The sequence below is a fragment of the Psychrobacter urativorans genome, from assembly GCF_904846695.1.
Lineage (GTDB): Bacteria > Pseudomonadota > Gammaproteobacteria > Pseudomonadales > Moraxellaceae > Psychrobacter > Psychrobacter urativorans.
This window is the reverse complement of sequence record NZ_CAJHBR010000001.1, coordinates 436620-461233: the sequence shown is the minus strand read 5'-3', so window position 1 is coordinate 461233 and position 24614 is coordinate 436620. Positions and strand designations below refer to the sequence as shown.

Sequence of the window (24614 nt, the reverse complement as noted above, 5' to 3'; positions counted from 1 at the left end):
TAATACTAGTCGAATCATAAATAGGCAAGTTTATATTGCAAACGATAACTAGTTATCACCGTATTATTCGTACGGTATAGCTTTATTTTTTGCCTATTAATTACCTACTTTTGGAGTCGCTATGAAACTATTGAAAGCTGCCTTATTTACTGCCCTTTTCTCTTGTGCTGGTTTTGCTAATGCTGACTTAGTCTCAAACGTACCTCTTGATACTTCACGCTTTGAGTTAATGAGTGTCTCTGATCTGTCAGCTCGTGCTGCCCAAGGTAGCGACCATGCTCAGTTTTATTTAGCTAAGCGTTTGCAAAAAGGTGAAGGCATTGCCCAGAACACTCAGCAAGCCATCGAATGGTATACTCGTGCCGCTCAACAAGGCGTTGCTCCTGCTCAGCTTAACCTAGGAATCATGTATTTACGTGGTGAAGGGGTAAAACCTAACTTACAACAAGCTAAAACTTGGTTAGAAAAAGCAGCTATGAGCGGCGACAACCGTGCTAGCTATACTCTGGCCTTATTAGACGAAAAGCAAAAGAACTTAGTTGATGCCTATAAATGGTATGACTTAGCGGCTCGTGATGGAATGTTGGACGAAAAAGTACGTACTAAAGCTCGTGGCAAAATTGGCCAATTAGCATTGAACTTATCGTCTTCAGATATCGCTAGTGCTCGTAGCAAAGCCGATCGTTGGTTTCAAAGTAAATAAGCCTTTGATAGGTTAGCTTATAATAAAAATCCAGCCTTTGTGCTGGATTTTTTGTGCTTGTAAGTTAGTTATTTGGGCAGTTTAACGGGCGGTCACAAAAGCCAGTTTTAGCTGCCATTAGCCAATGAACTAACCATTTCTTGTTACTGCACCATTTATTAAACGGCAATCACTAGTAAAAGTAATCACTGTTTATATCCCTATCCGAGTAGCTGCGTCTCTAAACCCCACGCTACAACTACTGCATAAATAACGTGCGCAACCAAGGCTACCCAAGCAACTTCTGCAAAACCAAGAAATGCTGGCAATCCAGTAAGTAGATGGGCTACCACGTACAGTGCAAACACCCAGAGCACAATACCATAAAGCACAGCGGCAACTGACCAATGTAGTGAGGGCAACACCGCTTTCCAAATGGGTCGTACCACAATCATCCACCCTATTGGGTAAAGCATCAAACCGGTGATGTAATGCAGCAGTTCTGGAATACCTGTCGGAGCGGAGCCAAACAAAGCCTCAATCATAGAGGTAGGCAGTTTGACTGGTGAGAGCTGGGCAAAACCGAGAATAGGCGCTACTGATAGACCAAAAAAATCAAAGGCTACTGTGGCGAGTGCACCTGCAAAAAAAGCCTTTTTAATAAATGAAAATTTAGGCTTGAACACGCTTTTCGTTACCGCTGGATTATAGGTCATAGTTTTTCTCTTTTGCGGGCAAACTGAGCCTTACACAAATGACCAATTTCTGTCTGTATTCAATAGCTAAAAAGCCTTGCAGCAGATATAAAGAAATTACAGTGGAATGGGCTAGCTAAGGGATGAGGAGTTATCACGATGTTATTCAATATACACTCGTTGTCATAGCCGCCTGTTTAGAGTTTGTAAATATAAAACCACCTGTATATCAAGGCTTACGATAAAGATCTATGTAGTTATATTTTATAACTCATTAGCCAATATTAATTATATCAGCCACTTAAATTCCGTATTGACCAGTAGGTTTAATAGCTTGAGCTAATAGTTTATGAGCTAGAGTCTTTACACTGTTGATATACTTGCTAATAAAAAATGCCCTTCGCTATTTAAAACCATAAGCAGAACCCTCTGCAAAAATAACTAAAACTTGCTACAATACGCGCGCATTTACTAATTCCACAATCTAGTAGATGTTATTCATTTTGCCAATCAAACTTTTTAAATAAATCATTGCACTAAGTTTACGACTTAGCCAGCAGGAGAAATAAATGAGCAGCCCCGAACTGAGCAGTATTACTGAGCAAACTGATCCTCAAGCATCAAACCATGCCAGCGTTTACGACAGTAAAGTCAACAACATCGTCGTCGCAGCCCTCTACAAGTTCACTCGCTTTGCTGACTTTGAGCAATACCGTGAGCTTATCTTAAACACTATGCTCGATAATGATGTCAAAGGTACTTTACTGATTGCCGCTGAAGGCATTAATGGGACGATTTCTGGGACACGTGAAGGTATAGATAAGGTACTTGCTTACTTGCGTACTATCGAAGCCATTGTTAGCTTTACCTTTAAAGAGTCTTATGCGAGCGAGCAGCCTTTTTATCGTACTAAAGTGAAGCTCAAAAAAGAAATCGTCACTATGGGTGTTGAGGATATTGATCCGCTACAGTCAGTAGGCCGCTATGTAAAGCCAAGCGATTGGAATGCCCTAATATCTGATCCCGACGTTATCTTAATCGATACTCGTAATGATTATGAAGTACAAATCGGCACTTTTAAAAATGCCGTCAACCCTCACACTGACACTTTCCGCGAGTTCCCCGACTACGTCGCCAAAGAGCTAGATCCTAGCAAGCATAAAAAAGTGGCTATGTTCTGTACTGGTGGAATCCGCTGTGAAAAATCTACTGCCTACATGCGTCAACAAGGCTTTGATGAGGTTTATCACTTAGAAGGCGGTATCCTAAAATACTTAGAAGAAGTACCACAACAAGAGTCAATGTGGCAAGGCGACTGCTTTGTTTTTGATAACCGAGTATCAGTCAATCATAACTTAGAAAAGGGTGACTATGAGCAGTGCTTTGCTTGTCGTATGCCTATTACCCAAACAGAGATGCAGAGCAGCGCTTATATCAAAGGCGAGTCTTGCCCTCATTGTATTGGCAAAGCTACTGAGGAACAAAAAGCGCGCTTTCGTGAGCGTGAGCATCAGATGCAATTGGCACAAAAGCGTGGCGAAGCACATATCGGCAGCGATGTGATTGAAGTTATAGAAAAGCGTAAAGCGGCTAAAACTGAGTTGCGTCGTCAAGCTGATGCCGCTAACAAAGCTAAGGCAAAATAAGCTCAATAGCTAACGTAAAAACATAAAAAAAGAGATGATCCTTAATAGGCCATCTCTTTTTTTATGCACTAACTATGCTAAGCAGGTTACGATTTAGCTACCACGATAGGTGCTATAGCCGTATGGAGATAAAGTAATTGGCACATGGTAGTGATTATTACCTTTGATATTGAAGTTAACTTCGATATAAGGATAGAAAGTTTCTAGACCTTGGTTATAAAAGTATGGAGTAGTCTCAAAAATCAATTTGTAAGTACCATCGTTATCGATTTCGCCTTCGTTCGGCAAGAAATTACTGATACGACCATTGTCACCAGTCTTTTGAGTATTTATTAATTTCCAGCTGCCGTTAGCTTGTTGCATCATCAGTTTTACATTGACATTTGTCGCAGGTTTACCAGTACTGATATCTAAGATATGGCTTGATAACTGAAAAGAATCTTGATCAGCAGCATAGCTAGCTGTTGCAGTCATAGCTAATACGCCACCGAGTGCGGCAGCTTTCATTATGTTCATTTTCATAAAGCTTCCTTTAATCATTGATTAGGTTATTGAAATTATTGAGAGTAGAGTTAACAAAATAACTTTATAAGACTTTTACTATTGCTCGATTCTTATATTGTTATATTGTTATATTATAAAACTAGTACTAAAAAACGGATACTTTGCCCATAGAACAGTCGTAATGATTGTCTATAACGTAGACCAAAAATGTAGATCAAATTAGTAATTGAATAAAAGCGGATTAATCTGAATGTAATAGATGACCCCTACCTTAAACTAAGATGTAAGTTCATTGATAGACTCAGCTGTGTAGTATAAGTTGTCATACGTGCTTTATTATAAAGATTATGTTAACTTATACGATTAAATGTACACAGCGTGTAGCATCGGCAACATTAGCACTACTTAAATCACAAAAAAATAGCGGACAATTCTGAGAACTGTCCGCTATTTCTTATTAGACTACCTAAAACTACTTATAGCATTGATTAGCTACTATTAAGGAATAGCTATAACTGCTGTTAGCGTTTCGGCGGTTAGAACAAAATACGTACACGAATAGTCTCTTCCACGTCTTTGAGTTGATCAAGAGCAGCATCAGAATCTTGATAATCCACATCCATCATCAAATACCCTACATCACCATCAGTCATCAAGCTTTGCGCTAATATGTTGATATGCGCTTCAGCGAACAAGCGGTTAATCTGTGATAGTACGCCTGGTACGTTTTTATGAATATGTAGCAGACGGTGTGTGCCTTCTTTGTATGGGATTGATACTTCTGGGAAGTTGACCGCCGTTACGGTATCGCCTTGATCAGAATAGCGAACGAATTTCTCGGCCACTTCTAAACCAATATTGGCTTGTGCTTCTTGAGTTGAGCCGCCGATATGCGGAGTCAAAATCACATTATCGAACTTACGCAGTGGGGATTCAAACTCTTCATCAGCAGACTTTGGCTCTTTAGGGAATACATCAATAGCCGCGCCTAAGATCTTGCCTGACTCGAGTGCCGCAGCCAAATCATCAATCTCAACACAAGTACCGCGTGCCGCGTTGATAAAGTAACTACCGTCTTTCATTTGCGCAAACTGCTCGGCCTTCATCATATAGCGAGTGCTTGCCACATCCGGGACATGCAGAGTGACGATATCAGCTTTACCCAACAACTCTTCCAAGCTTCCGACTTGTTCAGCATTCCCAAGGGGCAGTTTAGTCACTACATCTTGGTAGATGACCTTCATACCGAAGCTCTCTGCCAATACTGATAACTGCGAGCCGATAGAGCCGTAACCTACAATACCGATAGTTTTACCGCGTACTTCATGAGAATTTTTGGCAGACTTACCCCAACCACCACGATGAACCGTAGCGCTCTTTTCAGGAATACCACGATACAGCATAATAGCTTCGGCCAATACCAATTCAGCTACTGAACGTGTATTAGAGTAGGGAGCATTGAAGACTGGAATACCCATCTGACGAGCGGCTTCTAAATCAACTTGGTTAGTACCGATACAGAAACAACCAATACCAATGAGTTTATCAGCATGCTCAAGCACTTCACGAGTTAACTGAGTACGTGACCGAATACCTACAAAATGCGCATCTTTGATCTTCTCTATCAATTCATCTTGATCAAGTGCATGACTAAGAGACTCAATGTTGTGGTAGCCCGCGTTTGTTAATATTTTTAGAGCATTCTCGTGCACGCCTTCTAGTAATAAGAAGCGAATTTTATCTTTTTGTAGTGATAGCGCCATGTGAAAGCTGTCCTATAATTGACTGATAGATAAGTTGCATGCCTGCAACGAAAAACGGTTTAATCATCTTACACAAATTCAAGCCACGATGTTAGAGGAGAGGACTAAATAAATAGTTACCATTTTATTCAATGATATTATCTATCACTATCAAGCTTGCATAGCTCTAGGTTACTATTATGATAATATTACTATTAATTAATGCTAACTTCAGCCATTCAATCGGCAGTTTTTGACTTTTAGTCTTAGCCTTTTATAGCCACCTTACCCTATTCGAGACCACCATGACTGTAGCACAGAACCAGTACCACCGTCCTGCTCACGAGCGCACTCATGCCGCAGACCAAGCGCATACCAATGAGACACTGTCTAAATCGACCAAATTATCTAATCCGGACGATACGCTTGGCACCCTTGATTCTGTTAGAGCTGCCAACACTGCTGCTGTACAAGCTGTGCTAGAGGCGCTTGTTAGCAGCCATCATTTCGATGATAGTCAAATCAAAACCGATGCACAGAGTCTGGAACATTGGGGTAAAGATTGGACTAAGCATTTTGCACCTGCGGCAGCGGCTATTGTATTTCCAAAAAGTACTGAGCAAGTGCAAGCTATCGTGCTACTGGCTAATCAGCACAAAGTAGTGCTGACCCCTAGTGGTGGTCGCACAGGTCTATCAGCTGGTGCAGTTGCCGCCAATGGTGAGATAGTGGTCAGTATGGATAAGATGAATCATATCGGACAGTTTTATCCTGCCGATAGGTTAGTAGAAATAGAAGCCGGAGTGGTCACTCAGCAATTAAAACAGTTCGCCGAATCCAAAGACTTGTACTACCCTGTTGATTTCGCTTCAGCAGGCTCTAGTCAAATGGGTGGCAATATTGGCACTAATGCTGGCGGTATCAAAGTGATTCGCTACGGCATGACTCGTCAGTGGATTATGGGTCTAACGGTAGTTACTGGCAAAGGCGATATCTTACAACTCAATCGCGGTATGGTCAAAAACGCTACTGGTTATGATCTGCGCCAGCTATTTATCGGTAGTGAAGGCACTCTAGGCTTAGTGACTCATGCGCAGATTAAGCTTGAGCGTTTACCACAAGCGCTGACGGTGATGGTGTTAGGTATGGACAACTTCACTGACGTCATGAACGTGCTTTCAGCTTTTCAAGCTGAAATTGATTTGACTGCATTTGAATTCTTTGACGATGTGGCTATTGATAAACTAATGGCCCATGGGCAAGTACAAGAGCCATTTGAATCGCGCACTAAGTTTTATACCTTAATTGAGTTTGAAGCGCCTTATGAACCGATTATGGATAAAGCGATGGCGATATTTGAGCATTGTATGGAGCAAGGCTGGGTCGTTGATGGGGTTATGAGCCAAAGTATTGCGCAAGCAACGGAACTGTGGAAGCTACGCGAGTATATTTCTGAGACCATCTCAGTGTTTACCCCTTACAAGAACGATGTCTCAGTACTTATTACTCATGTTCCTAACTTCATTAACGATATCGATGCTATCGTTAGTAGTAACTACCCTGATTTTGAGGTCTGTTGGTTCGGTCATATCGGTGATGGTAATCTGCATTTGAATATTCTTAAACCTGAAAACATGAGCAAAGATGAATTCTTTGCAGAATGTCAGATAGTCAATAAATATGTTTTTGAGACTGTGCAAAAATACGGTGGCTCAGTATCAGCCGAGCACGGCGTGGGTATGACTAAAAAGCCCTATTTACACTATAGTCGTAGTGCGCTAGAGATCGATTACCTAAAGGCAGTCAAAACAGTATTTGATCCTAACAATATTATGAATAGAGGTAAGATCTTCGATATGTAATAGAGGTTATTAGAAGTTAATAAAGCTTGGCTTGGCATGGTTATGGGTACAGTGCTACATGGACATTGATGATAAATAAAAGGTCATAAGCAAAACCTCATAGCCAGAAGAATATGCAAGCGCTTATTGTTAGCAGCATCAAAATACTTTGAGTCAGCAAGAATGCTTGATGCTGCCTGATGATATGGCGACACATATTGCCAAAAGCACTGTAACTAACACTAGCGGTATTGGCATAGGGTTGAGTGGCAAAAACTCTAATACTCTGTAAAAACTTTCTAGTCCGTTCGGCTGACCAGTTATGGGGTGTAAATGGCAAGTAGCTTGATAGGCTGGTCGCTTGCTCCTTGGTAGCTAGTGACCATAACCAACGTTCCAAAAATAATAAGCGCATACGCCAGTCGCTAAACATGCGCTTATCAATGCGCTGCACTAAGGGTATTCTAAAATCATTATGGCGTTTATCAGCAAATATCTTTTGCACAAGCGCTACTATCTCTAACTTACTGCCTTCAATACACTGTAAAAATTGTCCATTACCATAACAGAGAACACCCGTAATGCCATGTTGCTTATTATAGCTCTTAGCCTGTTTTTCTATATTAGTAGATATCGCGCTATTCAAGCGAGTCTTTAATGTTGCGTTACTGACATAGACCAGTTGAATCAAAGCAGTATCGGGCACTTGTTGTAACCGTCTTTCTATATCAATATCCCCTACTGGCATAATGATTCTTCCTAAAAGATAGTTCGAATGAATAATGAATAGGTGTAGACATACCTATAAGTCACTCTAGGTATAAAAACTACCTTCATTAGGAAATAACAAGCAAAGCGGATGACTTATGAGCTAGAACATATAACTATTAATATATTATTTTGTAGGTGATCGATCTTGCTAATATCAACAGTAGTATAAGTAGGTAAAACCTTAAGTCTGACAGCTTTTTATAACTAAGTGAGACATTGTAAGGATCAGTCAATCATAATGTTTATTGAAGTGCATATTTATTGAAGTGAATATTTATTGTAGTATCTATGTTCTGCTAATGATAGGTTTTTATGTCTATTGTTACAAAACCTTATCTCCCGCTTTAGTTTGGTTATTATTCTAAAATCTGTAGCAAGTGTTAAAACCCTTCAAGGCTTGTCTGCTTAATGCTATAAGCTAAAAAGCGCTGTGCCTTTTTTAAGTAAAAAAAAATGACGCTAAGTCATTATACTTGCGTCATTCTCTAGCTTAGATACCGCTCAATTTACTACCAAAAAGCACTTTTTTAATAAAATAATAGTAGTAAGGCAATTAATGTTAACAGCGCTAAAATACCTTGAACCACTAAGAATGCTTGATGCGGAGCAACAATATGGCGGACCATATTGCCTAACGCATTATAAGTAATACCAGCAGCTTTTATATGCGGTGAATTCTCAAAAGCTTGCATAATCTGTAAAAAATGCTGAGTTTGCTCAGGGGTCCAGCTGCGTGGTGAGAAAGGTAAAAATGGTGATAGCTGCGTTGCCTGCTGTTTAGTAGCAGGAGACCAAAGCCAGCGCTCTAAAAATAGTAGGCGCATACGCCAATCGCTAAAGTTGTGTCTATCAATGGCTTTTACTAATAGAACTTTAGTATCTTTATGACGTTCATCACTAAAAATACGCTGTTGTAGTCGTAGTATGTCAGCTTTTCTACCTTCAATACACTGTAAGAATTGACCATTGCCATAGCATAAAATACCAGTGATACCTTGCTGCTTATTATAAGTACTAGCCTGAGATTCTACCTCATTGAATACAGAAGTATTAAAGCGTCCTTTTAGGGTCAGACTGCTGGTATATACCAGTTGAATCAATGCTGATTCATCCACCTCTGTTAAAGAATTAACGGTATCAACATGCAATGCAATCATATTATATGACCCTAGAAATTTTCAGGTTCGAACACATAAGAAACACAAAAAGTCCTAGTTCACCATGTGCTTGTCGTTTAAGCTCACAAAACTGTAGCATAGTGTTACTACGTTAGGCTTTTATTAATTATCTTGCTTGCTATGATACTGGACAGCTGCGCTAGAGCTAAATTTATCATTAAAGATAAGGCTAACAGCAAACTATTATCAGTTGACTTAAAATATTCACTGAGATATCAGTATTAAGAATATGTGGTTGCAGCTATTGGATATAGCTGTGTTGGCTTTTTGTCACCAGTCGTTAGTGTAGCGTTTATATTGATATATTAATATTTATTTATAGCAGTTGTTACATAATTATTTCATTTATTATTGCGGTTAAATTAAACGTATTCAATAACTTATAGAGCCATAAAATCTAGGAACGGTAAACATTATGAGTAAAATAGAAAAGCTAGATGACCTCCATCTAACCATTGCCGAAATAAAGAAAAAAGACTATCCACAACTAAAGGCATTAATGGATCGAGTTTATGCCAACTTGGGAGGATCTTGGTCTAAAACTACTATTAATACTTTAATTGATGCTTTTCCAGAAGGGCAGATTGCTTTATTCGACCATGAGCAATTGATAGGTATCGTGCTGTCAGTACGAGTAGATTACGCTAGATTCTCCAACCCGCATACTTATGATGACTTGATTGGGCTCAAAGAAATCATCAAAGATAATCCATTAGGTGATGCCATTTATGGCCTTGACGCCCTGATTGATCCTGACTATCGCGGCTATCGTTTGGGACGCAGACTATATGATGCGCGTAAAGAGTTATGTCGTCAGTTAAACCTACGGGCCATCTTAGCTGGGGGCCGTATTCCCAATTATTATAACCATCAAGAGTTGACTCCTGGTGAGTATATTGATGCTGTAGAGTGTCGTGAGATTCATGACTCAGCGCTCTCTTTTCAGCTATCAAATGGCTTTATCGTCAAGCGTATTTTGACTGGTTATTTGCCTGATGATGCACAGTCAAAAGGCTTTGCTACCTTGCTTGAGTGGTCTAACATTTATTATGAGCCCCAAGACTACAAGCCCAATACTCGCAAATCTGAGGTACGTATCGGCGGTATCCAATGGCAGATGCGTGAAGTCGAGTCGCCAGAAGAGCTGCTGCAACAAGTTGAGTTCTTCGTAGATGTTATGGCTGATTATAACTCTGACTTTGCTTGCTTACCTGAGTTCTTTAACGCGCCGCTTATGGGTCTTTGTGAGTCTACCGATCAGAACATTGCAATCCGTTTCTTAGCCGGTTATACCGAATGGTTCAAAATTCAAATCTCGCATTTAGCGGTCAGTTATAACGTCAACGTGATTACTGGTTCTATGCCGTTACTGGATGATGAAGATGTATTATATAACGTCAGCTATCTGTGCCGTCGTGATGGTACTGTAGAAGAACAACGCAAAATCCATATCACACCGCATGAACGTAGTGCTTGGGTGATTGAAGGCGGTGACAAAGTACAAGTATTCGATACCGATGCCGGTCGTATTGGTATTTTGGTTTGTTATGATGTTGAGTTTCCGGAGCTAGCAAGATTAATGGCGCTGGACGATATGGATATCTTATTCGTGCCGTTCTGGACTGATACTAAGAATGGCTATCTGCGCGTACGTATTTGTGCTCAAGCACGAGCTATTGAGAACGAATGTTATGTGATGATTTGCGGCTCAGTTGGCAACTTACCACAAGTAGAGAGTCTCGATATTCAGTATGCGCAGTCGTCAGTTTTTTCACCCTCAGACTTTGCTTTTCCTCATGACGCTATTATGGCTGAAACCACAGCTAATACTGAAATGGTATTTTTCTCCGATGTCAATCTGGACAAGCTTATCCATGTGCGTAATGAAGGTTCAGTTCATAACTTACTCGATCGCCGTGATGATTTATTCAGCCTTAAATGGAAGAAAAAATCTAAAGTACCCGCTAGCAAATTAAGCAGTGCCGAACTTCGCGAGAATTCAGGTAGTGTATTGCAAGGTGAGCCCCTACAAGATCGTGCGCAAAAGCCTTAAAGATTCACATTTTACTGATCGTTAAATAATAGATTTTAATAATACGGCTGACTATTCAGCCGTTTATTTTTATCTAAAATTGAGTATAAAAAAATAACCGCTATGCCTATAAAAACCAATAATATGAATACTGAACTGCAGCTTAAAAAGACTGGTAAACAAAAAGCATGGTCATGGCTTAAGACCTTAGTGCTATACGGCATTGTCTTCTTAGTCATTTACACTGCCGTTAACTGGTGGCGACAGCCTGTCATGCCAGCCAATCCACAATTACAGATGACAGATTATCAAGGACATACCGTTGATCTAGCCGCTCTGAGTCAAGATAAGCCAACGTTAATATACTTTTGGGGAACTTGGTGTCCGATATGCACTACCACATCACCGTCAGTAAATCGCTTGGCGGCAGCAGGAGACTATCCGGTAGTCACTGTCGCTGTTCAATCAGGTAGCAATCAGCAGCTAACAGAGTACTTAACTGAGCATAATTATAATTTCACTACTATTAATGATCAACAAGGGCAGATATTCGATGATTGGCAAGGCCAAGTCACCCCCTCGTATGTGATCTTAAAAAATGGCGAGATGATGCAAGGGCTAACAGGTATTCAACCTTTGTGGTCGCTCAAGTTACGGTTATGGCTGTCATCGATGTTTTGACAGGGCTATCAATAAAAGACCAAAGGCATAATCGTTATCAATAAGTAGCGGTTACTCAATTCGTTTTACTAAATGGGTTGTACTGCACTCTGCCTCACTAGCTCGTTACAGCAAAAAACCTACCAATCATATCGATCAGTAGGCTTTATTTACAGCTTATATATACTTAGCACTAACGCCTACTATTAGCTAATTAATAAGCTTAGCTCTTTATACTCATAATCTAGCGCTTCAGCTACGGCCTGATAAGTAACATAACCTTGCGCCGTATTGACTCCTTTTGCTAATGCAGGATTATCTATGCAGGCTTGTTTATAGCCTTTTTTAGCTAAGGCTAGCACATAAGGTAAAGTCACGTTCGATAGAGCTAAAGTCGAGGTTCGTGGTACCGCACCAGGAATATTGGCAACCGCATAATGAATGATACCGTGCTTCACGTAAGTAGGTTCATCATGAGTAGTGATGCGATCCGTGGTGGCAAATACACCGCCTTGGTCAATAGCAATATCTATTACTACCCCGCCTGGCTGCATTGATTTGATCATCTCTTCATCTACTAGCTTAGGGGTAGCTGCACCCGGAATTAGTACGGCTCCAATGACTAAATCACTCTCCTTTACGCTTTTAGCAATATTTGACTTAGTGGACATCAGGGTCTGTACATCATTACCGAACAGCTCAGACAGCTGCTTTAAGCGCTTAGGATCTAAGTCTAGAATAGTCACATCAGCACGTAAGCCTATAGCAATTTTAGCGGCTTCGGTACCTGATACACCACCGCCAATAATGGTTACTTTACCTCTTCTCACTCCTGGCACACCGCTGAGCAAGATGCCTTTACCGCCATAAAAGCTCTGTAAGAACTGCGCCCCAATCTGCGGACTCATACGCCCTGCAATCTCACTCATAGGAGTCAGTAAAGGTAACGAGTTATCTGCCAATTGCACTGTTTCATAAGCAATACCAGTCACTTTATTATCTACTAATACTTGGGCCAGCTCAGGCTCAGCGGCTAAATGTAAATAAGTGAACAACGTCAAACCTTGGCTTAAATACTTATATTCTTGTGGTTGCGGCTCTTTGACTTTGATGACCATCTCGACAGCCCATGCTTTTTCGGCACTATCGACGATAGTTGCACCCACATTTTTATAATCTTCATCAGTAAACCGTGAGCCAATACCAGCATTCGTTTCGACATAAACCTCATGACCGTTATCGACTAAGGCACTAACGCCATTAGGGGGTAAGCCAACACGATTCTCATTATTTTTTACTTCTCTTGGGATACCTACTTTCATTTTCTGCTCCTTGCTTAGTGGTTATGTTTTTATAAGGGGACAAAACTTGATTGCTTGATAGATTATAGATAAGGGCTTAGCGATTAGTCTTCAGCTATTAATAGTGGGAATTGGATATAACAAAAGCGCTATAACGCCGATAGCATACTAGGCTATTGATAGGGGTTGTATAGGATTGTTGGGCGGTAGTATTGCAGATGACAATGCGAATCTGCTGATAATAACGGCTTGAATAGTTATTAGGACGGGTTAATAATTTAGTAGTTTTTTGACAGACTAATAGGTTTTGAGGGTTTGCTGTTTTAATAGTTTTTTGAGGAGATGGCAATTGTAGAGGGATTACTAAGATTTTGACTAATTAATAATAGTTATTAGCTACTGTTGTACACAATGCGGCCAGATTAAGCAACTAAAATTATAGCAGTATCCTGCAACGCTCTTTAGTCTTAGCCCTTGACTAAAACATCCCTATAAAAAATTAGGTTAACCGCAGCACACAAGGAAAATTTATATTAGTAGCACGCTGTAATGGCTGTGCTTTTTTATATAGGATTGACTATAGATGATTGGATGATTGGATGATTGGATGATTGGATGATTGGATGATTGGATGATTGGATGATTGGACAATGAGTGCCATTAGATGATCCATGTAATTAGATAACTAATACTATTGATAAATATCGCATTTTAGTCGCCGCTAACGCAATAGTCCCCGCCGCAGGATTTACCAGCGCAGGGACTATTAAACATCGATTAACTGGTGTAGATTTATGGCATAAACCGCTGTGCAGAAGGTAGTTTAAGCATCAGTAACCAATACAGACCACCTGCTGGAATCAAACCGGCGTACCAAGAAACACTTGAGAACGTCAAAGCAACCACAACCCCAACCACCATCGCAATGACAGCAGCCATATTGACACCTTTATAAGGACCATTTTCATCATACAGTTTATCAAGATCAAGATTCTGCTTACGGATGAAATAATAATCAACCACTAAGATGGCAAACAATGGACCTAAGAATGCTGAATAGGTTTGAATGAATAAGTTTAATCCGGCAGCAGACTCGTCTTTTACTAATTCCCAAGGAAATGTGCAGAATGCCAATAGGCCGACAACAACTGCCGCTGTTTTAAATTTAAGATTGAAGATATCCATTAATGCATAGGCGGGTGGTACTACGTTATTTAAGATGTTAGTAGTCACTTGCGCAAAGGCAATAAAAATCATAGTGATAACTAATAAAGGCTTGTTATCAACGGCGCTTGAAAATACGCTAATAGGGTCAACTTCCCCAGTAGCACTAGTAACCATTAGACCAATCAAACCCATGAACAGGGTTGCTGGTAGGATTGAGTTGGCATAGATGGCGACTTGACGAAATAGACCAACGTTCTTATGCAATTCTCGCGAATAGTCAGAGACGTTGAGCATCATAGTACTGTAAACCCCTAGGAACAACATAGTTGCACCCCAAAAAGGCGTACCCCAAGTACCTTCGACGTTAATCAGATTGGTTGAGATGGCGTCACCATATTTACTGATGACACTAAAAAACATATAAACGAGCGAGCCAATGATAAAGACTGAACCGATATTCTCTAGCCACTTTATACCGTGAAAACCAAGAACAGATAGACCAATTTGTAGAAACTGAAAACCAACAAAGAACACTATTAGGTTGTTGTAGCCAAACAAAGTATCCGATACTAAGTTTAACGCACCAGCACCAATCCAGCTTTGAAAGCCAAACCATACAATAGCGGGCACTGAGCGTACTATTGCTGGGATACGGTTACCTGAAAAGCCGAATGCGGACCGGCACTGCACCATGAATGGAATGCCATACTTGTGACCAGCACGACCATTTATCATTAGCGCGGCACCAATGACCGTACAACCAATAGTGATAGCCACAACCACTTGTAGTAAGTTCAATGTACCGACTAGGCCAGAGCCAACAGTGAATGTGCCAATCGATACACAACCACCCAACCAAGCAAACAGATAAGACCAAGGACCCATAATACGTGTGGTCTGCGGAGCAAGGCTTTCTTGCCCTACTCCTTTATGGTCAAGGGTATCCACCCCAGATGCGCTAGCAGTTCTCACATTTTCCATTATATTCTCCTTCCTTGAGAAAATTTATTGATAAATCTAGGCTGATCTAGTTTTGAATAGGTTTCGCATAAGCACCAATTTTGCTGGTTTTCAAGCCACAACCAACTAAAGCCTCAACCATGCGAGTAGCAACCGTGACGCCATCGATAACCGGAACGCCTGTTTCTTGGGTTAACCATTCTGTCAAATCAGCCATGCCTGCACAGCCTAATACGATGGCTTCACAGTTATCTTCAGCTACGGCACGTAATATTTCATCACGAACCTTTTCACGCGCACCCGAACCAGGCTCTTCAAGTGCCAGTACTGGAATAGCAGCAGAGCGTACACGTCTGCAGCGATGAGATAAGCCGTAGCCATGAATCAGCTCTTCAATCACTGGAATAGAGCGTGGCAAGGTAGTAACGACGCTAAAAGAAGTCGAAATCATGCTAGCCGCTTTCACTGCTGCTTCACAGATACCTAAAACCGGACCTGAAAACACTTCACGACAAGCGCCAATACCAGGATCATCAAAACAGGCAACCACTACCCCATCAACTCCATCTGCCTCAGCTTGTTTTAGACGAGCTAACAGACCAGGTACTGACATAGCTTCGTCATAATGGCCTTGGATAGATGCCGGAGAATCTGTTCCTGATGCGCCGATTATTTCTGTACCTATACTGACTGTTTTACGCGCACTCTCTACAATCTTGTCAGTCATAGAGGTGGTTGAATTAGGGTTCATAACTAAGATTTTCATAGGGCTTCACCTTTGATCATTGTTTGATTGCAGACTAAATATACTTGTTAACAATCATTGTTAACTATTATTGTTAACAAAACAATCAATATTTTTATTATTTGTTGTGAAGAAGGATTTAGCCCACTATAATCTCAACTATGACTAAATCAAAACTTAAAAAACTAGCTTTAGAAGTTGATGAAATACCAGAACAGGCAATCATCAGCTCTATCACAGCTGCAGTATCAGAACAGCGTTTACCAGCAGGGACCAAACTTGGTGAACAAATGCTGAGCGACTTATTTAATTGTAATAGAGCCAATGTCAGGCGAGCACTCTCCACTTTGGCCACTATGCATGTGGTGCAATTGCAGCCCAACCGAGGCGCTTTTGTCTCTACACCTTCTCCTAAAGAAGCAGGAGATGTATTCGAGGCTCGCCGTACTATCGAACGTAAGTTAGCTTGTAGTGTTATTGAGAACGCTGGTGCTGAAGATATTATTAATATGCGCGCTACTATCACTGCTGAAGCGGAAGCTCGTGCCTTAGGAGATAAGCCAGCAGAACTGCGTTTATCACGAGAATTTCACATGCACTTAGCGACTATCGCTAACAATCAAGTATTAGAGAAGTTCTTGAGTGAGTTGACTTTACGTACTACTCTAATCATTGGCTTATACAATAAAATAGGCTCTTCTAACTGTGCCGAAGATGAGCATTTAGGTATTGTAAAAGCCATAGAAGCCAGAGATGAAGCACAGCTTATATTTTTGATCGATCAACATCTCAATCATTTAGAGTCTGGGCTTGATTTCCAGCGTACAGCCCAACCTTTTTATAGTTTATCAGAGCAACTAACGGCCACGCCTATTTAGCATTTTGCCTAATTAGCCACTAAAAAGCCTCTAGCACACAAGTCGTAATGAATTTGTATGTTAGAGGCTTTTTAACAGCTATTTATTATAGTAATAATCAAGTTAAAACGGTTAACGGTTATTCACAGCTCGCCTTACCAGTACGATGGTTTATTGCCCCATTCGCCGCGAGCAGCTTTTGCATATCTACTAGATTGCGCGTGCAGGCATAGGAATAGGCGCTTTGATCATAGGCATAGCGTGTTTTGTCATCAGTAGTTGCAACTAAGTTTAAATTCACTCCTTGAGATATCAAGTACTTGACGTTTTCTCTACGATCATTACTAGCGGCAATCATGACTAAGGTCTCCCCTTCGCGGTCAACCGCTGCAGATTGATCGTCTAAGTCTATAGGGGATTTGGCATCTAATAGTTGATGTATTTTTTTAGTGATTCGAACGTTGGTCCCTAAAGTGGCAGACTTTAAAGCGTTGTAGGCATCACCCTTATCAGTAGCATATAGGTTTGCGCCTTGTTCTACTAAATAATCGACCATATCTTCATAACCAATAAACGCCGCCCACCCTAAAGCGGTTTGATCAAGACTGCCCGTATCTATAGCTTCCAAATTTTGACCATTCTCCACCATATATGTAACCGTCGCCATATCACCATGCTTTAGAGCATCGAACCATTTAGCATCTGCGCCTATAGAAGGTTGAGAATAAAAATTGCGGTTGGCAAGTCGGTCTTTATTAGTAAGCTCAAAGTTCTTAGCATCACTAAAGCGAAAATAGGGTTGCGCTACAGGCTCGCCCTTAGGTACTTGCACTACTTTTATATTTTTGGCCAGTGTGCTTTGGTTATTGAGAGTTGTAGGGTTAGTTGTTGAACAACCCGTTGCCAGCATAGCGACCATAAGGGCTGAAGCGCTTATTCTGTAAATGTTTTCCATAACATAATCTCACAGTTGAATTGAAAGATAGTTCCATATGATCAACTGATGACAGCAATCCTTGCTGAGTATTGCTAATGTATTCAGCTCTCACAATCACGAATATAGCACCTTTTTAATCAGACTTTTAATAATTGTTAACAATTTTAAATTTTTTTTACTTCAGCTATTGTTGTAGTGATTATTAATATATTGAGCCAATCGTTAGCACTGTTTACGACTTAAAATACAGAATAAATACTGAATGCCAGTTCTTAACAAGCGATAAATTATAGACAAATAGAAGAGGTGTTTTTATAAACAAGCTTTTATTATCCTAGCTTTTGTCTTCAATATCTTACTCGCTGTTTTTAATGCCTTATTTATCCTATAATAGGTAGCCTTGATTTTACTACTTATGCTCACCATCTTATAAATCATTGTTTAACAGACCTCATTGCAATTTTGGCTTTGTACTATTAGCTTTGTACTATTAGCTTTGAACCACTAGCTTTGAACCACTTAAATCTAGCTTTGAACGACACAAATCCTCTTACCGTATGACTAAAGGCAAGACCCTAATATGACTGAACCTACCGACTATAAAGACACTCTAAACCTTGCTGACACTGAATTTCCAATGCGTGCCAATCTCGCCAACCGTGAGCCAGATTGGCTTACTGCATGGGAAGCTGACGATGTCTATGGCAAGATTCGTCAAGCCCGTATAGGCGCACCTAAATATATTCTGCATGATGGCCCTCCTTATGCCAACGGTCAGATTCATTTAGGGCATGCCGTCAATAAAGTATTAAAAGACATTATTGTAAAGTCAAAAACTTTATCAGGATTCGATGCGCCTTACGTGCCGGGTTGGGACTGTCACGGTCTGCCAATCGAGCAAAAGGTTGAAGCCAAAGTGGGTAAAGTCGGCCAAAAAGTATCCGCTACGGAGTTTCGTGGTCTTTGCCGCGAATATGCTAGCACTCAAATCGAGCTGCAAAAAGCTGACTTTAAACGTTTGGGCGTCTTTGGTGATTGGGATAATCCCTACTTAACCATGAACTTCCATCAAGAAGCCAATATCGTTCGGGCCTTGGCTAAGATTCATGAGAATGGCCATGTAACTCGCGGAATGAAGCCGGTTAACTGGTGTTTAGACTGTACCTCAGCATTGGCTGAAGCCGAAGTGGAATATCAGGACAAAGTCTCCGATGCTATCTATGTTAGCTTTGATGTATTAGATACTGACAAGCTAGCCGCTTTTGCTGATATCACTGATATCACTGATATCACTGATACTATTGCAGCCGTTATTTGGACCACAACGCCTTGGACTTTGCCTGCTAACCAAGCTATCTCAGTACATCCTGAGCATAACTATAGTGTAGTAGCCACTGAAAAAGGCAATCTACTGTTAGCAGCTGAACTGGTTGAAAGCGCATTGACTGAGCTTAGACTGAGCAATCAGGGCGTATTAGCCACTGTATCAGGGACTGAGCTTGAAGGTCTACGTGCCCAGCATCCACTTATTGACACGCGTCAAGTGCCAATCATTTTAGGCGATCACGTCACTGTCGATAGTGGTACTGGTCTAGTACATACCGCTCCTGGTCATGGTCTTGACGATTATATTGTTGGTCTAAAGTATAACCTGCCAGTAGAAAACCCAGTCGGTGGCAACGGGGTCTATTTAGAGAGCGCTGCAGTATTTGCCGGTGAGCATATCTATAAAGCCAATCCTAAGATTATTGCTGCTTTGCATGACAACGGCCATTTAATTAATCATACCAAAATCGAGCATAGCTACCCGCATTGCTGGCGTCACAAGTCACCGATTATCTTTCGGGCGACGCCGCAGTGGTTCATTAGTATGGAAGTTGAAGGCCTACGTGAGCGTGCCCTTGCTGATATTACAAAAGTGAACTGGACGCCAGCTTGGGGTCAAAACCGCATTGAGTCGATGATGAACGGTCGTCCAGATTGGTGTATCTCTCGCCAGCGTACTTGGGGTGTGCCGATTGCTTTCTTTACTCATAAAGAAACCGGCGAGCTGCATCCTAACACATTAGAGCTAATGGAAGTTGCTGCCCAAAAGATCCATGACGGCGGTGTCGAAGCTTGGTTTGATGCCAGCTGTGAGGACTTTTTAGGTAGCGAAGCTAGCGATTATGATAAAGCTACTGATACTTTAGATGTATGGTTTGACTCAGGAACGACCCACTTTACCGTCCTTGAGCAACGCGATGAGCTCACTAACCCGGCTGATCTATATCTAGAAGGTTCAGATCAACATCGTGGTTGGTTCCAGACCTCACTACTGACCTCTGAGGCTATGTATCAACGCCCCCCCTTCAAGCAAGTATTGACTCATGGCTTCGTAGTTGATGAAAACGGCCGTAAGATGAGTAAGTCACTTGGCAATATCATCACCCCACAAGAAGAGATCAATAAGACCGGTGCCGATATGTTACGCTTATGGATTGCCTCTAGCGACTATCGCTATGAGATGAGTGCGGGTAAGACTGTATTCAAAGGCGCTATCGATATGTATCGCCGTATCCGTAATACCTTACGTTTCTTATTGGCCAATACTGACGACTTTGATCCTGCTATCAATAGCGTCGATGTCAATCAATTGGTGAGCTTAGACAAGTTTATTATTGAGCGTGCGCAAACGGTACAGCAGCAAATCATTGAAGCTTATGATGCTATGGACTTCCATCAAGTCACTCAGCACATTACTGCGTTTTGCTCGCAAGACTTAGGTGGGTTCTATTTAGATATTATTAAAGATCGTCAGTACACTACCCAAGCGGATGGTGAGCCACGTCGCTCGGCACAGACTGCTATTTATCATATCGCTCAAGCCTTGATTCGTTGGATTACCCCTATCTTGTCGTTCACTGCTCAAGAAGCATGGGAAGTCATGCAGGGTAATGATGCAAGCTTGGATGAGGCAGACCGTTACGTCTTTACCCAAGGCTGGTATGAGTTCCCAGCATTCGAGCTAAGTGCTATTAGTATTGAGGACTGGCAACATATCATGCGTGCCAAAGACATGGTCAATAAGAACATTGAAACCGCACGTGAAAACAAGCTTATTAATGCCAACCTATCTGCTGATGCTACTTTATACGCTGATAGTAGTATGTATGACAGCTTAGCTAAATTAGGCGAAGAGCTGCGTTTTGTGTTGATTACTAGTAGTGCCACTTTACAGCCAATCAGCAAAGCACCTGCTGATGCTAATATTGCCGCTACTGCTGGAGATAATGCTGAGAATAGTAACGAAAGCGCTGCTGACTTAAAAGTGGTGATTACTGCTGCTAAAGGCACTAAATGCGTGCGCTGCTGGCATATCCGTGATGACATCGGTGTCGATGCCTCTCATCCTGAACTGTGTGCGCGTTGCGTGACTAACGTCAGTGGTAATGGCGAGGTGCGCCACTATGCCTAACTCGACTGAGCACAATAGTAGTAATGATGGTTTAAATACCGTCAAGCTAGATAGCACTAAGTTGGGTAGCGTTGAAATCATTGACGAAACTACGCTAGATAGTGCTAGCATTGAGCAATCGATTGACGTTGCCACTAATGATCGTAAGGTTGCGCATGTCACTACTGGTAGCTCATTAGTACCGAAAGGACGCTTGCGTAAAACTGCAAAAATGACTGCTAATGGTAGTCGTGCGTTTGTCTGGTATGCGCTATCACTACTAGTATTAGCTATCGATCAGTGGACTAAATGGCTAGCTGAAACTAACTTAACTTTTAATGAGCCATTATCAGTGATTGAGCCGTTCCTTAATTGGACTTTGGCTTATAACTACGGGGCTGCTTTTAGCTTTTTGGCGGATGCTGGCGGTTGGCAAAAGTGGTTTTTTTCAGGGTTAGCTTTAGTGATGTCGATATTTTTGACTATCTATCTAATCAAAGCTCCACGTCCAGCTAAACTGCTATCTCTTGGTTTAGCCTTAGTACTTGGCGGTGCAGTAGGTAACTTGATCGATCGATTGTTACATGGTCACGTTATCGATTTTATCCATGTGCATTATGCCAACGTTTGGCATTATCCTATCTTTAACGTCGCTGATATGGCTATCTGCATCGGTGTGCTGTTGATTATCATCGATATGATATTTTTAGAGAGCAAACGTAGTAGCTAATGTGAGTTAGTACAAATTATCAACAACAAACCCCGTCCTAGCTCTCTATGGCGGGGTTTGTTTTTATTGTAGGCTGGCGCTTTTAGCCCAGCAAAAATACACATTTTCACACTCAATCATTTATAATCAAGCTTAAAATGAATTATTATTGTATGTCGCTGATATCATATTCCCAGTCTTGGTTAAAGTGATAAGTAAGATATCCATTATTAGGTAAAAAAATCACACAGATTTCCTCTTCTTTGCTACGACTAAGAAACTCAATCGATAAGCCATTATCAAGTTCTAAAACTAAATCAAGATCAGTATTGATTGAAATATTTATTAGTCTACCAAATTCAATCTGCTGCAATAAATCATCCAAGTCATCATTACTGCCAGTATTATTCTGACCTTGTAGGATAACCTGCTCATCTTTTATTATTTTCCACATACGATTGTAAGTACGAAATTGCCATTCACCATAAAAAGAATCTACATTCCGTTTTTTATTGTGATAAATTTTCTTTCCAAAATCTACTGCTAGACTATAGTAATAGCCTACTCGCTTGCGACAACATGTCTCGCCGTAGCTGCCTTCGATTAGAGGTAGGACTTGTTCAAAAGTGTACATAGAACCTACCCCTTAGGAAAACTCTCCCGTGCTGACAATCTTTTGAGATAAGCCATCACTGTCTCAGGTAATCTTATCCTTAACATTTTTAACCAAGAAAACAGATGATGATAATAAATATCTGCTAACGTAAAGCTCTCTCCTGCTATATAGTTCTGTCCTTCTAGCCAATCGCACGCTATGGGTAGCGCTTTATTAATAGAAGCTATGCAGTTTTCAGCCGTACCTTCAGACCAGTTTTCAAAGTTTCTTAAAACTTTAATCTTAGTCAATATCCATAAATAGCTTTCGATCTCAATCATGCCAAATGAGATAACTTTACGTAGCTTATAGTTTTGTTCAGCGTAATTTACATTGTCAATGTTTGGGGTTAAGGGCTTATCAGGATGTAAGTCATTTAAGTATTCAATGATCGCCAAAGATTCGGTGAAGTGCTGACCATTATGGGTGATAGCAGGTATTTTTCCGTAAGGATTAATCGCTAAAAACTCAGGATTTCTTTGCTCGTTTTTTTTAGCATCTAACGCTTTGATTTCATAATCTAAGCCAAGCTCTTTAAGGGCCCAAAGAACTGTTTCTGCTCGACTTGGATGAGTGTATTTATATAATGTAATCACTAGATTTTGCCTTTTATAATTAATAAGAAATTTTGCTAAAGTACAATTACTTATGCTGGCCTAAATAAGATAATGAAGATCTACAACAGCCCTTTTACATCGCCACCTGCCAATACAAATAACAGCCCTGCCAAGTTAATCACTACCGTCAAATAATAAGCGACACGAAAATCAGCTTTTTGTGACTTATGACGTAAGTAAATCTGCGCAACCATCGCCCCCACCCAACCCCCAAGCGCACTTAAAATATGCAAAGTCGTCTCTGCGGTACGCCAGTTATTACTCTGCGCCGCAGCTTTATCTTTGGCATAGACGATATAAGTAATTATTCCTATTGCTATGTACCAAGCAACTACTAGCCAGCTCAGCTTATTAGTAGCCGCTAATAATATCAACATCCCATAAAAGCCCACACCAAGAAACAAGCGTTTCTTCTGGCCTTCTTCAAAATCAGCTTGCTGGCTTTTGTGTGAATTACGCTTACGGATTTGTTTATTCTTATGAGCGATTTTCTGTTGTACAAACTCTAGCTCTTGTACTTGCTTCGCTTGCATCCTTCCTTGGCTGTCTGGTCCAATGGTAAACACTACCTCATCACCATTAACCGGTCTGCGTGGTGCTTTGAACTCACTGACATGAAAAAATACTGACTCGCCAGCTTCAGTCTCGATAAAACCAAAGCCTTTGTCTTCTTGCCATTTCCTAACTTTTCCTTGCTGAAAAGTGCTTTGTTGTTCGCTCGTCATTGATAATGCTACCGTCTTCTAGATTCATCAGATATCTTACACCATTTGCGTTACACTATTTACGCTTACAGGGTTTTGTATTTAGCTTATCATTTCTATGACTATTATTAATGCACTGCCTTCATTCACATCACCAATAGATGGCCTCCTGATTATGACCAAAGAAACTATCAATGAATCGCAATTTATTAATCCCAATGAAGATACTCGTATCACTTATGCCAGTCTAGTTAAGCTACATTTTGAAGTATCCTTAGAGAATGGCACGGTGATTGACTCAACCTTTAGTCGAGAGACCCCTGTATCTTTGACTATCGGTGACGAGAGCTTATTACCAGGGTTTGAGCAAGTACTGATGAATTTGCGAGCTGGAGATACTCGTAGTGCCCACTTAGATCCGGAGCAAGCTTTTGGCGACTGGAACCCCGATAATATTCAGCATTTTAGCCGCGCTCAGTTTGCACTTGTCGCTGATAATCCTGAAATCGGTATGATGATTGAATTTGAGGACAAGGGAAAAAACACGCTAGCGGGCACTATTAATGCCATTGGAGATGATGAGATTGAGGTCGATTTTAATCATCCGTTAGCTGGACAAGCCGTATTATTCAAAGTCAAAATTTTTAAAGTCACCCCACCTGGCGTTACCGGTATCCAGCTAAGATAGTAGGTGCTAGCAAAGTACGAAAAGTTATAAAACATTGAAACTATCCAAATAGTTAAAACCAATTATTCAAAACCAATCGTTAAAGGA

At 40.9% G+C, this 24614-nt stretch carries 21 protein-coding genes; 9 read left to right on the top strand and 12 right to left on the bottom strand.

Annotation, left to right across the window (positions count from 1 at the left end; genetic code table 11):
• The first annotated feature begins 121 nt into the window (after positions 1 to 121).
• The gene (locus JMY09_RS01900) at positions 122 to 703 is read left to right on the top strand and encodes a tetratricopeptide repeat protein (RefSeq protein WP_201621876.1); all 582 of its coding nucleotides are present in this window, start codon (positions 122 to 124) and stop codon (positions 701 to 703) included.
• A gap of 200 nt (positions 704 to 903) precedes the next feature.
• On the opposite strand, the gene JMY09_RS01895 is transcribed toward JMY09_RS01900, so the two are convergent.
• Positions 904 to 1398, bottom strand: a complete 495-nt coding sequence (locus tag JMY09_RS01895) for a hypothetical protein (protein WP_201621875.1) — start codon at positions 1396 to 1398, stop codon at positions 904 to 906.
• Positions 1399 to 1946: 548 nt separating this feature from the next.
• On the opposite strand from JMY09_RS01895, the gene trhO reads away from it, so the two are divergent.
• On the top strand, positions 1947 to 3023 hold the full coding sequence (trhO, locus tag JMY09_RS01890) for an oxygen-dependent tRNA uridine(34) hydroxylase TrhO (protein WP_201621874.1): 1077 nt from the start codon (positions 1947 to 1949) through the stop codon (positions 3021 to 3023).
• A 93-nt stretch (positions 3024 to 3116) separates the two neighbouring features.
• Here trhO and uraH read toward each other — a convergent pair whose 3' ends face one another.
• Positions 3117 to 3545 (bottom strand): hydroxyisourate hydrolase, encoded by a 429-nt coding sequence (gene uraH, locus JMY09_RS01885; RefSeq protein WP_201621873.1) that lies wholly within the window; start codon positions 3543 to 3545, stop codon positions 3117 to 3119.
• A 518-nt stretch (positions 3546 to 4063) separates the two neighbouring features.
• On the bottom strand, positions 4064 to 5290 hold the full coding sequence (serA, locus tag JMY09_RS01880; RefSeq protein WP_201621872.1) for a phosphoglycerate dehydrogenase: 1227 nt from the start codon (positions 5288 to 5290) through the stop codon (positions 4064 to 4066).
• Between the two features lie 284 nt (positions 5291 to 5574).
• On the opposite strand from serA, the gene JMY09_RS01875 reads away from it, so the two are divergent.
• Positions 5575 to 7131, top strand: coding sequence for an FAD-binding oxidoreductase (locus JMY09_RS01875; RefSeq protein WP_227677103.1), 1557 nt, complete (start codon positions 5575 to 5577; stop codon positions 7129 to 7131).
• 97 nt (positions 7132 to 7228) lie between these two features.
• On the opposite strand, the gene JMY09_RS01870 is transcribed toward JMY09_RS01875, so the two are convergent.
• Both JMY09_RS01870 and JMY09_RS01865 read right to left on the bottom strand, forming a co-directional pair.
• Positions 7229 to 7858, bottom strand: coding sequence for a BLUF domain-containing protein (locus JMY09_RS01870; protein ID WP_201621871.1), 630 nt, complete (start codon positions 7856 to 7858; stop codon positions 7229 to 7231).
• Between the two features lie 550 nt (positions 7859 to 8408).
• The gene (locus tag JMY09_RS01865; protein ID WP_201621870.1) at positions 8409 to 9038 is read right to left on the bottom strand and encodes a BLUF domain-containing protein; all 630 of its coding nucleotides are present in this window, start codon (positions 9036 to 9038) and stop codon (positions 8409 to 8411) included.
• Between the two features lie 436 nt (positions 9039 to 9474).
• On the opposite strand from JMY09_RS01865, the gene JMY09_RS01860 reads away from it, so the two are divergent.
• Positions 9475 to 11112, top strand: coding sequence for a carbon-nitrogen hydrolase family protein (locus JMY09_RS01860; RefSeq protein WP_201621869.1), 1638 nt, complete (start codon positions 9475 to 9477; stop codon positions 11110 to 11112).
• Positions 11113 to 11235: 123 nt separating this feature from the next.
• A complete protein-coding gene (locus JMY09_RS01855) occupies positions 11236 to 11772 on the top strand; it encodes a protein disulfide oxidoreductase (protein ID WP_227677102.1) in 537 nt (178 codons plus the stop codon).
• A 185-nt stretch (positions 11773 to 11957) separates the two neighbouring features.
• Here JMY09_RS01855 and ald read toward each other — a convergent pair whose 3' ends face one another.
• The 3 genes from ald to JMY09_RS01840 all read right to left on the bottom strand — a co-directional run bounded on the left by ald (position 11958) and on the right by JMY09_RS01840 (position 15945).
• Entirely contained in the window at positions 11958 to 13073 is a 1116-nt protein-coding gene (ald, locus tag JMY09_RS01850) for an alanine dehydrogenase (RefSeq protein WP_201621867.1), read from the bottom strand.
• Between the two features lie 771 nt (positions 13074 to 13844).
• Positions 13845 to 15200, bottom strand: a complete 1356-nt coding sequence (locus JMY09_RS01845; protein ID WP_201621866.1) for an NCS1 family transporter — start codon at positions 15198 to 15200, stop codon at positions 13845 to 13847.
• 46 nt (positions 15201 to 15246) lie between these two features.
• Positions 15247 to 15945 carry an aspartate/glutamate racemase family protein gene (locus tag JMY09_RS01840; protein ID WP_201621865.1) on the bottom strand — a complete coding sequence of 233 codons (699 nt, stop codon included), beginning with the start codon at positions 15943 to 15945 and terminating at the stop codon, positions 15247 to 15249.
• A 140-nt stretch (positions 15946 to 16085) separates the two neighbouring features.
• Between JMY09_RS01840 and JMY09_RS01835 the strand changes: the two genes are divergently transcribed.
• The gene (locus tag JMY09_RS01835) at positions 16086 to 16802 is read left to right on the top strand and encodes a GntR family transcriptional regulator (RefSeq protein ID WP_201621864.1); all 717 of its coding nucleotides are present in this window, start codon (positions 16086 to 16088) and stop codon (positions 16800 to 16802) included.
• 118 nt (positions 16803 to 16920) lie between these two features.
• Here the strand turns inward: JMY09_RS01835 and JMY09_RS01830 are convergent, their stop codons facing one another.
• Complete coding sequence (locus tag JMY09_RS01830) at positions 16921 to 17736, bottom strand: ankyrin repeat domain-containing protein (protein ID WP_201621863.1); 816 nt, start codon at positions 17734 to 17736, stop codon at positions 16921 to 16923.
• A gap of 562 nt (positions 17737 to 18298) precedes the next feature.
• On the opposite strand from JMY09_RS01830, the gene ileS reads away from it, so the two are divergent.
• Both ileS and lspA read left to right on the top strand, forming a co-directional pair.
• Complete coding sequence (ileS, locus tag JMY09_RS01825) at positions 18299 to 21175, top strand: isoleucine--tRNA ligase (RefSeq protein WP_201621862.1); 2877 nt, start codon at positions 18299 to 18301, stop codon at positions 21173 to 21175.
• Positions 21150 to 21884 carry a signal peptidase II gene (lspA, locus tag JMY09_RS01820; RefSeq protein ID WP_406947570.1) on the top strand — a complete coding sequence of 245 codons (735 nt, stop codon included), beginning with the start codon at positions 21150 to 21152 and terminating at the stop codon, positions 21882 to 21884. Before ileS ends, lspA begins: the two co-directional genes overlap by 26 nt.
• A 145-nt stretch (positions 21885 to 22029) precedes the next feature.
• Here the strand turns inward: lspA and JMY09_RS01815 are convergent, their stop codons facing one another.
• From JMY09_RS01815 to JMY09_RS01805, 3 genes are all read right to left on the bottom strand, one after another.
• Complete coding sequence (locus JMY09_RS01815) at positions 22030 to 22497, bottom strand: hypothetical protein (protein ID WP_201621861.1); 468 nt, start codon at positions 22495 to 22497, stop codon at positions 22030 to 22032.
• A 5-nt stretch (positions 22498 to 22502) separates the two neighbouring features.
• On the bottom strand, positions 22503 to 23114 hold the full coding sequence (locus tag JMY09_RS01810; RefSeq protein WP_201621860.1) for a glutathione S-transferase family protein: 612 nt from the start codon (positions 23112 to 23114) through the stop codon (positions 22503 to 22505).
• Between the two features lie 80 nt (positions 23115 to 23194).
• Positions 23195 to 23860, bottom strand: coding sequence for a DUF1294 domain-containing protein (locus JMY09_RS01805; protein ID WP_201621859.1), 666 nt, complete (start codon positions 23858 to 23860; stop codon positions 23195 to 23197).
• Between the two features lie 154 nt (positions 23861 to 24014).
• Between JMY09_RS01805 and JMY09_RS01800 the strand changes: the two genes are divergently transcribed.
• Positions 24015 to 24527 carry an FKBP-type peptidyl-prolyl cis-trans isomerase gene (locus JMY09_RS01800; RefSeq protein ID WP_201621858.1) on the top strand — a complete coding sequence of 171 codons (513 nt, stop codon included), beginning with the start codon at positions 24015 to 24017 and terminating at the stop codon, positions 24525 to 24527.
• The last annotated feature ends 87 nt before the right edge of the window (positions 24528 to 24614 follow it).